Raw genomic sequence first — 9,768 nt, 5'->3', positions numbered from 1 at the left:
GGGGTAACGACGCCGAAACACCCCCCTCTGTCCCTGACGGGACATCTCCCCCACAAGGGGGGAGAGGGGGGCCTTACGACTTCGATGTCCCGCTGATCGAGGGCGAGCATGTCACCGACGATGCCGGCACCGGCTTCGTGCACACCGCGCCGGGCCATGGCCGCGAGGATTTCGACGCGTGGATGGGCCATGCCCGCGAACTGGAGGCGCGCGGCATCTCGCCCGCCATCCCGTTCACCGTCGACGATGCCGGCTTCTTCACCAGGGACGCGCCCGGCTTCGGCCCGGACCGCGAGGGCGGGCCGGCCCGCGTCATCGACGACAAGGGCAAGAAGGGCGATGCCAACAAGGCGGTCATCGCCGCGCTGATCGAACAGGACATGCTGTTCGCGCGCGGCCGGCTCAAGCACACCTATCCGCATTCCTGGCGGTCCAAGAAGCCGGTCATCTTCCGCAACACGCCGCAATGGTTCGTCCATATGGACAAGGAACTGGACGGGTACGGTCTCGACGAGAAACCCGATGGCGTCGACACGCTGCGCACCCGCGCGCTCGCCGCCATCGACGCCACCCGCTTCGTGCCCAAATCCGGCCAGACCCGGCTGCGCGGCATGATCGCCGACCGGCCGGACTGGGTGCTGTCGCGCCAGCGTGCCTGGGGCGTGCCGATCTGCGTGTTCGCCGACGCGGACGGCAATGTGCTGCGCGACGAGGCTGTCAACGCCCGTATTTTGGACGCCTTCAGGACCGAGGGCGCCGACGCCTGGTTCGCAGAAGGCGCCAAGGAACGGTTCCTGGGCAACGATCACGATCCGGCCCACTGGCACCAGGTGACCGACATTCTGGACGTGTGGTTCGATTCGGGGTCGACGCACACCTTCACGCTGGAGGATCGGCCCGACCTGAAATGGCCGGCCGACGTCTATCTGGAAGGCACCGACCAGCATCGCGGCTGGTTCCATTCCTCGCTGCTGGAAAGCTGCGGCACGCGCGGGCGTGCGCCCTACGAGACGGTCATCACCCATGGCTTCACCATGGACGAGGAAGGCCGCAAGATGTCCAAGTCGCTGGGCAATGTGGTCGTCCCGCAGGACGTCATGGCCAAGTCGGGCGCCGACATATTGCGCCTGTGGGTCATGAACACCGACTACTGGGAAGACCAGCGCCTGGGGCAGACGATCCTGCAGACCAACATCGATGCCTATCGCAAGATGCGCAACACGATCCGCTGGATGCTGGGCACGCTCGCCCATGACGAGGGCGAAAGCGTCGACCATGCCGACATGCCCGAACTCGAAAGGCTCATGCTGCACCGGCTGTGGGAGCTCGATAAGCTCGTCGAGGCCGGCTATGACGGTTTCGACTACAAGCGCATCAGCCGCGCCCTGCTCGACTTCATGGTGCTGGAGCTGTCGGCGTTCTATTTCGACGTCCGCAAGGACACGCTCTATTGCGAGGCGCCCTCGTCGATGAAGAGGAAGGCGGCGCTTCATGTCGTCCATCACCTGTTCAACCGGCTGGTGACGTGGCTGGCGCCGATGCTGCCCTTCACCATGGAAGAGGCGTGGCTGTCGCGCTATCCCGATGCCGCCTCGGTCCATCTGGAGCAGTTTCGCAAATGCCCGGACCACTGGCGGGTCGACGCGCTGGCGGCGAAGTGGAAGCGCGTGCGCCAGGTGCGCCGGGTGGTCACCGGCGCGCTCGAGATCGAACGCAAGGAACGCCGAATCGGCGCCTCGCTCGAGGCGGCGCCCTTCGTGCACATCACCGATCCGGAGTTGCGCGCGGCCATCGAGGGGCTCGACATGGCCGAGATCTGCATCACCTCGGGCATCTCGATCTCGTCCGAGCCGGCGCCGCAGGGCGCGTTCACGCTCGATGACGTGACGGGCGTCGCCGTGGTGCCGGCGCGGGCCAGCGGCCGCAAATGCGCCCGTTCCTGGCGGGTGACCGAGGATGTGGGTTCCGACCCGGCGTTTCCGGACGTGTCGGCGCGTGATGCGCGCGTGCTGCACGAATTGCGCGCGCTGGGCCGGCTTTGAGCCGGCCCGACCACGATGGACGCGGGCGCGATGCGTGTGATAAGGCCATCATCAAAATGCCGGAATTGCCCGCCAATCGTGGCGGATCGGACGAGGCGGAATTCATGACGGGCCCAATCATGCCAGCAAACCGGACCAACCCAATCGCCGCGATCGTGATCGTGGGCGCGGCGGGCGTCGCGCTGGCCGGTTGCATGGGGCCGACCTACGGCACCGACAAGACGGCCGGTGCCCAGCTCATGGAAGACCTCAGCAGCGCCATGTCGCTGGGCGGGCGCAAGGACCCGCCGATCAACTACGCGCCGCGGCCCGACATCGTCAAACCGGCCGACACCTCGGTGCTGCCGCCGCCGCAGGAGAACATCGCCGAGGCATCCAGTCAGTGGCCCGAAAGCCCGGAGGAACGCCGCCAGCGCGTGCTCGCCGAGATCGATGCGGGCGAGCGCGATCCGAACTTCGTCACCGATCCCGACCGGGTCGCAGCGCTCGGCGCCTCGGAGGGGCCGGGCCGGACCGCGGGCGGTTGCCGCCGCGTCTATCTGACCGACGTGCCGCCCGAATACTGCCAGCCCGCCGAGACAGCCGCCTATGGCGATTTGGGGCCGACGGAAAAGGAAAAGGAACGCGCAGCCAAGCAGGCGCAGGGCGAAAAGACCGGCTGGCGGCGGCTGGTGCCCTGGCTCTGACGCGGCCTATCGGACCCGCCGGTTCCTGAAGAAGGCCCTGAGCAGGTCGGCCGCCTCCGCCTCGGCTATGCCGGCATAGACCTCCGGAGCATGATGGCAGGTCGGTTGGCCGTAAAAGCGCACGCCGGAGATCACCGCCCCGCCCTTGTCGTCGGTCGCACCGAAATAAAGCCGCCGGATCCGGGCAAAGGAGATCGCCGCCGCGCACATGGTGCACGGCTCCAGGGTGACATAGAGATCGCAGCCGGTCAGTCGTTCCCGGCCGAGCGTCGCGCAGGCCTGACGGATCGCGAGCATCTCGGCATGGGCACTGGGGTCGCAAGCCGCGCGCGGCCGGTTGCCGGCGCGGGCGATGACGGCACCGTCGCACACGATGACCGCGCCCACCGGCACCTCGCCGCGTTCGCCGGCGGCGCGCGCCTGGTCGAGCGCGATCTCCATGGGCGTGGGCGGGTCGGTCACGGTTTTATCACCTCTTCTGGCTGACGTTCACGTCGTTCACCCGCTGTGCGGCGGCGGGCGAATCGCCGGGCCGCGCTTGCGGCCTCCTGACGGTTCGAGGCCTTGCCTTTCGCCGTCAGGTTCCGCTCGCGCAATCGGGTATATATTGCTAGTCAGCGCCGCAAACGAGGCAAACGACAAAATGACGACCGACGACACCTCCGGCCGACGCCCGCGCCCCGGCCGCAGCGCGCGCGAGGCGACCGGCAAGCCGATGAAGAGCCGCGGCTTCAAGGACCGTCCGGGCGGCGGTGCGGGGCCGCGCGACAAGCGCGCGCAATCGGGCAAGGGCGGCCCGCCCGGCAAGAGCCGGGGCTACAAGACCGTGCCGCCGAAAAGCACCGTGCCCCATGGCGCCGACGCGCCGAAGCGGGCGCCCGAGCCCGCCGAGCCCGACAGCGAGCGCATCGCCAAGCGCCTGGCGCGCGCCGGCGTCGCCTCGCGGCGCGAGGCCGAAGGGCTGATCGCGGCCGGCCGCGTGCGCGTCAACGGCAAGGTGCTCGACAGCCCGGCCCTCAATGTCACCGCCGATGACCGGATCGAGATCGACGGCAAGCCCATTCCGCAGACCGAACGCACCCGCCTTTGGCTCTATCACAAGCCGGCGGGGCTGGTGACCTCGACGCGCGATGCCGAGGGCCGGCCGACCGTCTTCGAGCGCCTGCCCGCCGATCTGCCCCGCGTGATCAGCGTGGGCCGGCTCGACATCAACACCGAAGGCCTGCTGCTGCTGACCAATGACGGCGGGCTGGCGCGCATGCTGGAACTGCCGCAGACCGGCTGGCTGCGCCGCTACCGCGTGCGCGCCCATGGCCGGGTGAACCAGGCACAGCTCGACGCGCTGGCCGACGGCATCGCCGTCGAGGGCGTGTTCTACGGGGCGATCGAGGCGCGGATCGAGCGCGAACAGGGCAGCAATCTGTGGCTCGAGATCGGCCTTCGCGAGGGAAAGAACCGCGAGGTCAAGAAGGTTCTGGGCGCGCTGGGGCTGGAGGTCAACCGGCTGATCCGCATCTCCTTCGGACCGTTCCAGCTCGGCGCGCTCGAGCCGGGCGCGGTGCTCGAGATCCGGGGCAAGACGCTGCGCGAGCAGCTCGGCGCGCGGCTGATCGCCGAATCGGGCGCCGACTTCGAGGCGCCCGTGCGCACCGCCTTTTCCAACCGGCCGGTCAAGGCCGGCGACAGCGACAGGCCGGCGCTTGGCGTGGAAAAGGCCGGCGACTGGGTCTCGGGCACGCGACAGCCCGCCGGCGCGGGCGGGGGCGCGGACAAGCGCCGGACCAAGCCCGGCGAGCGGCGCGAACAGGTGCGCGAGCGCTGGTCGACCAGGCCCCCCGCCGCCGGGGCGGAGGAGGAGCGCAAGCCGCGCCATCGGCCCAATCGCGGCAGCAATGTCTGGATGGCGCCCGGTGCCCGGCCCGAGGGCGGCAAGCCGCGCGGCGCGGGCAAGGGCACAAAGCCCGCCGGCAAGACCGGCCGGCCGCCGCGCAAGCCGCGCAAGGGCTGAGCGGATGCGGATCGTCGGCGGCAGGCTGCGCGGCCGGCCGATCGCCGCGCCCCGGCCGGGCGCCTGGAGCATCCGGCCGACAACGGACCGGGCGCGCGAGACGCTGTTCAACATCATCGCCCATCGCTGGCCGGACCGGCTCGATGGCGCCCGGGTGCTCGACCTTTTCGCCGGCACCGGCGCGCTCGGCTTTGAGGCGCTGTCGCGCGGGGCGGCCTTCGCGCTGTTCGTCGAGCCCTCGGTCGAGGGCCGGGCGCTGATCCGCCAGACGATGCACGATCTGGGCCTTCAGGGCTCCGCCAGAGTGTTCAGGCGCGATGCGACCCGGCTGGGGCCGATCGGCACGATGGCGCCCTTCGATCTGGTGTTCGCCGATCCGCCCTATGGCAGGGGCTTGGGCGAAAAGGCGCTTGCAAGCCTTTTGGAGGGTGGCTGGCTTGCCGCCAATGCGCTTATTGTCTTGGAAGAAGCGGCGAGCGCGCCCATCTGTCTGCCAGAGGCGCTCGCAAAGCGCGACGAGCGGCGCATGGGAGAGACCATGATGCATTTCATCGGCCCCGGAGCCGAAACCCGGTGAGCGAAGCACGCCAAGCCGAGCCTGTGGCGACACGGCCCACAAAGACCGACCCGACCGTGGCGATTGCCTTTGGCGGCGGGGGCGCGCGCGGCTACGCCCACATCCACATCATAGAGGTGCTCGACGAGATGGGCGTCAGGCCGGTGGCGATCACCGGCTCGTCGATCGGCGCCGTGATGGGGGCGGCCATGGCCTCGGGCATGACCGGACGGCAGATCCGCGACTATACGGTATCGCTGGCGCGCAATCGCGGTGACGTGGTCGGACGGTTCTGGCAGACGCGACCATCGCGCATGCGCGAACTGGTCGATGGCGGCTTCCGCTTCGGCCAGTTCAACATCGAGCGCATGCTGCACACTTTCCTGCCGCCGCAGATGGCGCACTCCTTCGAGGAGCTGAAGATCCCGACGGGCATCGTCGCCACCGACTATTACGGCCACCGTCAGACGGTGTTCACCAGCGGCGACCTGTTCTCGGCCATGGCCGCATCGGCCGCCATTCCGGCGGTGTTCAAGGCCGTGGTGCGCGACGGCCGCATCTATGTCGATGGCGGCATCTTCAACCCGGTGCCCTATGACCACCTTGTCGGCCGGGCCGACATCATCGTCGGCATCGACGTGGTCGGCGCGCCCCAGGGCGATCCGAGCAAGCCGCCGACGACCATCGAATGCCTGTTCGGCACCAGCCAGCTCATGAACCAGTCGATGATCCAGCTCAAGCTGATGGTCGAGCCGCCCGATGTGTTCATCCGGCCGCCGGTTTCCAGGTTCCGCGTGCTCGATTTCCTCAAGGCAGAGCAGATCCTGGAGGCCACCGCCTCGGTGCGCGACGAGTTCAAGCGAAAGCTCGAAGGCGCGGTCGCGGCCTATGAAATGGATCCGATCGGCGTCAAGCGCCGGCTCGTCTGACCCGCCACGATCGGCCCATCAGCCCGCCGTGGCGCCCTTGGCGCTGGTGAAGGGCGAATGGGCGGCCGGCGGAAACGGGCCGATGGGCGGTTCGCCGCGGTCGCGATCCTCGATGGTGGCGATCACGCGGAAGCACACGATCACCGAGGCGACGCCGAAGATCACCGCGCCCAGCGCCCAGCCGGCGACCACGCCCATTGCACCGAACCACTGCGCGCCGGCCCACACGAAGGGAATGACGCCCAGCGTCGACCGGCCCCAGTTGAACAGCGTCGAATGCAGCGGAAACCCCAGATTGTTGAAGGCGGCATTGGCAACGAACAGCGCGCCGTTGAAGAAGAAGCTCAGCGATGCCAGCACGCAGAAGAAGACGATCAGGTCACGGGCCTGGCCGGTCGCACCGAACAGATCGGCGATCTGCACGGAAAACAGCGCCAGAATGGCGTACACCACCAAGACATAGACCATGGTGAAGATCAGCGCGTCACGCATGGTCGAGCGCAGCCGCGGATACTGTCGCGCACCCAGATTCTGCGCAAGAATCGGCCCGACAGCGCCCGACAGCGCGAAGATGGCACCGAAGGCGACCGGGATCAGCCGGCCGATCACCGCCCAGCCGGCAACGGCATCGTCGCCGAACTGGGCAATCTGCGCGGTGACATAGGCATTGCCGACGGGGGTGGCGAGCTGGGTCATCACCGCCGGGCCGGCGATGTAGAAGAACGGGCCGGCAACGGCGCGCAAGGCATGGACATCGGGCATTCGCACCAGGTCGTGGACGACGATCGCGCCGTGCAGGCCGATCGCCAGGATGGCAAGGCGCGAGAAGACCGTGGCGATGGCCGCGCCGGTCACGCCCAGATCGAAGCCGAAGATGAGGATCGGGTCGAGCACGGCGCTGACGGCGCCGCCGATGAGCGTGACATACATGGCTCGCCTGGCATCGCCGACGGCACGCAAGATGGCGGCCGCGCCCATGCCGATGGCGACCGCCGGCATGGCCGGCACGACGATCTGCAGGAAACCGACCGCGATGTCGAGCGTCTCGCCTCGGGCGCCCAGAAGACCGGTCAGCACGTCGAGATTGGGCCAGATCAGCGCCGAGATCAGCGTCATGACCGCGCCGATATAGATCAGCGCGGCGCCGCCGTTTCTGGCGGCGCGCTCGCGATCGCCCTCGCCAAGGGCCCGCGCGACAAGCGCGCTGGCCGCGATCGTCATGCCGATGGCGACCGATATGGCAAAGAACATCAAGGTCCCGGCATAGCCGATCGCGGCGGCCAGCTCCTGCTGGCCGAGCAGCGAGATGTAGAACAGGTTGAGCGCGTCGACGACGAAGATCGCAACCAGCCCGATCGAGCCGGTGGCGGTCATGGTGACGACATGGCCCATGGTCGGCCCGGTGAGGAACTTGGCCTTTTCGGCGCGCGCGCTCATGGCCGCCGCTGTCCGCAACGCTGGGTCATTCGGCCTCTTGCGGCCGGGCCTGGGGGTCCGATGCTGTCTCGCCGGTGTTGATGATCCTGGCCTCGCGCTGCGGCTTTGTCAGCGGCTCTGGCGTGACCGGCTTGGTGTGCAGCATGTCGCCGCCGGCATAGATGCCGTCGACCGCCTGAATGCGCAGGCGCTCCTCGTCGCGCTTGCGCACCTCGTCGCGGATGCGGACCGCGATGTCCTCGGGAACGCCCAGGCCGTGCAGCGTGCGCGCGCCGAAGACGAGCCCGGACTCGAAGGTCTCGCGCAGCTCGTACTCGACATTGCGGGCCCGCAGTTCCAGCGTGTGAGCGCGGTCGTAAGCGCGCACGAACAGGCGCACCTCCGGGTAGTCGCGCTGGATCAGATCGACGATGCGGTCGGTGATCTCCTTCTTGTGGGTGGTCACGGCGACGATCTTGGCATGGCGGATGCCGGCCGCCTCGAGCACCTCCTTGCGCGTACCGTCGCCGAAATAGATGCGGAAGCCGAATCTCTGCGCCGAGCGCACGCGGTCGGCGGAATGATCGATGATGGTGACGTCCGAGCCGCCCGACAAAAGGATCTGCGAGGCGATCTGGCCGAAGCGCGAAAACCCGATCATCAGCACGTCGGCGCCCTCGGCGCCGTCGAAATCCTCCTCCATCTCCTCGGGACCCTCATCGGGGATCAGATAGGGGCAAAGGGCGACGGTGACCGGCGTGAGCGCCATGGAGACCGTGACGATGGCGATCAGCATCGATGCGGTCCGCGCATCGAAAATGCCGAGCGCGGTGGCGGCCGAGAACATCACGAAGGCGAACTCGCCGCCCTGCGGCAGCACGAGCGCCGTGCGCACCGCGACGGCATGCGCGCCGCCGAACAGGCGCACCAGCGCATAGATGATGGCCGCCTTGACGACCATCAGAACGGGCACGGCCAGCACGATCGCCAGCCAGTCGCGCGCCAGAACGCCCAGATCGAGGCTCATCCCGATGGCCATGAAGAAAAGGCCCAGCAGAAGCCCGCGGAAGGGCTCGATATCGGCCTCCAGTTCGTGACGATAGGAGGATTCGGCGAGCATGACGCCGGCGATGAAGGCGCCCATCGCCATGGATAGGCCCACCACCTGCATCAGCATGGCCGAGGCCAGCACCACGAACAGCGCGGTGGCGATCATCGCCTCGCGCGCGCCGGTGTTGCCGATGATCCGGAACAGCGGATTGAGCAGGTAGCGGCCAGCGGCGATGAGCGCGGCGACGGCGCCGATGGCGAGCGCGAAGTCGAGCAGGCTCATGTCGTCCGCGTCGAGCCCGGCCGGCGCGAAAAGCGGGACGAGCGCCAGAAGCGGGACGATCGCCAGATCCTGGAACAGGAGGATGGCAAAGGAGGTCTGGCCGTGCGGCCGGCTCATCTCGCCGCGTTCTTCCAGAATCTGCAGCGCAAAGGCCGTCGATGACAGCGCCAGTCCGAAGCCGATCACGATCGCGGCGGAAAAGTCGAGCCCGCCCAGCGCCACACCGAGCGCGCACAGCACCAGGCCGGTGATCGCCACCTGCGACAGGCCAAGGCCGAAGATCGCCTTGCGCATCGACCATAATCGCTGCGGTTTGAGCTCCAGCCCAATGACGAACAGAAGAAGCACCACGCCGAATTCGGCGACCTGGAATATGGCCTCGGCGTCGGCGAACAGACCCAGCACCGGGCCGATGACGATGCCGGCGGACAGATAGCCCAGCACCGTGCCCAGCCCGAGGCGCTTGAAGAGCGGGGCCGCGACAACGGCGCCGCCTAGAAGCAGGATCGCCTCGTTGTAGAACCCCGCTGTCGTTGCGCCCGCCATGGTGTTGTCCCGTAGATCAATCCGGCACGCCAGGCAATGCGGGCCTTTGCCCGTTCCGTCTGCGCCCGGCCCGTGCGATCGTCGGCGCATCGGGCGAGGAACGCAACAAATGGGTGCATATGCGCAAGAAGGGAAGATGACGGCGCGATGAGCGGCAGGCTGACGGCGGCCCCGCGCAACCTTGATGCGACCCCGCCGGCGCAATAGATGAAGGCGAGCCATGCCGCTGCCGGGCAGGCGTCCCCAATCGCC

General features: G+C 68.3%; 8 protein-coding genes. 5 read left to right on the top strand and 3 right to left on the bottom strand.

The window, feature by feature from the left end:
* A partial coding sequence (locus tag RBB34_RS12075; protein WP_306119478.1) for a class I tRNA ligase family protein occupies positions 1-2,042 on the top strand: 2,042 nt, incomplete at its 5' end.
* A 104-nt stretch (positions 2,043-2,146) separates the two neighbouring features.
* Positions 2,147-2,728: a hypothetical protein gene (locus RBB34_RS12070; RefSeq protein ID WP_306119477.1), complete on the top strand. Its 582-nt coding sequence runs from the start codon at positions 2,147-2,149 to the stop codon at positions 2,726-2,728.
* A 6-nt stretch (positions 2,729-2,734) separates the two neighbouring features.
* Here the strand turns inward: RBB34_RS12070 and RBB34_RS12065 are convergent, their stop codons facing one another.
* Positions 2,735-3,169 carry a nucleoside deaminase gene (locus tag RBB34_RS12065; protein ID WP_306119483.1) on the bottom strand — a complete coding sequence of 145 codons (435 nt, stop codon included), beginning with the start codon at positions 3,167-3,169 and terminating at the stop codon, positions 2,735-2,737.
* A gap of 202 nt (positions 3,170-3,371) precedes the next feature.
* Here RBB34_RS12065 and RBB34_RS12060 point away from each other — a divergent pair, with 202 nt between their 5' ends.
* The 3 genes from RBB34_RS12060 to RBB34_RS12050 are packed head-to-tail and all read left to right on the top strand — an operon-like array spanning position 3,372 to position 6,221.
* Positions 3,372-4,736: a pseudouridine synthase gene (locus RBB34_RS12060; RefSeq protein ID WP_306119476.1), complete on the top strand. Its 1,365-nt coding sequence runs from the start codon at positions 3,372-3,374 to the stop codon at positions 4,734-4,736.
* A 4-nt stretch (positions 4,737-4,740) separates the two neighbouring features.
* The gene (gene rsmD / locus RBB34_RS12055; RefSeq protein WP_306119475.1) at positions 4,741-5,313 is read left to right on the top strand and encodes a 16S rRNA (guanine(966)-N(2))-methyltransferase RsmD; all 573 of its coding nucleotides are present in this window, start codon (positions 4,741-4,743) and stop codon (positions 5,311-5,313) included.
* A complete protein-coding gene (locus RBB34_RS12050; protein WP_306119474.1) occupies positions 5,310-6,221 on the top strand; it encodes a patatin-like phospholipase family protein in 912 nt (303 codons plus the stop codon). Before rsmD ends, RBB34_RS12050 begins: the two co-directional genes overlap by 4 nt.
* An 18-nt stretch (positions 6,222-6,239) precedes the next feature.
* Here the strand turns inward: RBB34_RS12050 and RBB34_RS12045 are convergent, their stop codons facing one another.
* Both RBB34_RS12045 and RBB34_RS12040 read right to left on the bottom strand, forming a co-directional pair.
* Positions 6,240-7,658, bottom strand: a complete 1,419-nt coding sequence (locus RBB34_RS12045) for an MATE family efflux transporter (RefSeq protein ID WP_306119473.1) — start codon at positions 7,656-7,658, stop codon at positions 6,240-6,242.
* Positions 7,659-7,683: 25 nt separating this feature from the next.
* Positions 7,684-9,516: a monovalent cation:proton antiporter-2 (CPA2) family protein gene (locus RBB34_RS12040; RefSeq protein WP_306119472.1), complete on the bottom strand. Its 1,833-nt coding sequence runs from the start codon at positions 9,514-9,516 to the stop codon at positions 7,684-7,686.
* Positions 9,517-9,768: the final 252 nt, after the last annotated feature.

Origin of the sequence: Roseitalea sp. MMSF_3546 (genome assembly GCF_030732865.1) — a bacterium.
In the GTDB taxonomy this organism is placed as follows: Bacteria; Pseudomonadota; Alphaproteobacteria; order Rhizobiales; family Rhizobiaceae; genus Roseitalea.
The sequence above is the reverse complement of the archived record's forward strand: the minus strand, read 5'-3'. Positions and strand labels throughout refer to the sequence as shown.

Coding starts and splice junctions, on each gene's coding strand:
- RBB34_RS12070 (WP_306119477.1), top strand. CDS start 2,147: ATGACGGGCCCAATCATGCCAGCAAACCGGACCAACCCAATCGCCGCG.
- RBB34_RS12065 (WP_306119483.1), bottom strand. CDS start 3,169: ATGGAGATCGCGCTCGACCAGGCGCGCGCCGCCGGCGAACGCGGCGAG.
- RBB34_RS12060 (WP_306119476.1), top strand. CDS start 3,372: ATGACGACCGACGACACCTCCGGCCGACGCCCGCGCCCCGGCCGCAGC.
- rsmD (WP_306119475.1), top strand. CDS start 4,741: ATGCGGATCGTCGGCGGCAGGCTGCGCGGCCGGCCGATCGCCGCGCCC.
- RBB34_RS12045 (WP_306119473.1), bottom strand. CDS start 7,658: ATGAGCGCGCGCGCCGAAAAGGCCAAGTTCCTCACCGGGCCGACCATG.
- RBB34_RS12040 (WP_306119472.1), bottom strand. CDS start 9,516: ATGGCGGGCGCAACGACAGCGGGGTTCTACAACGAGGCGATCCTGCTT.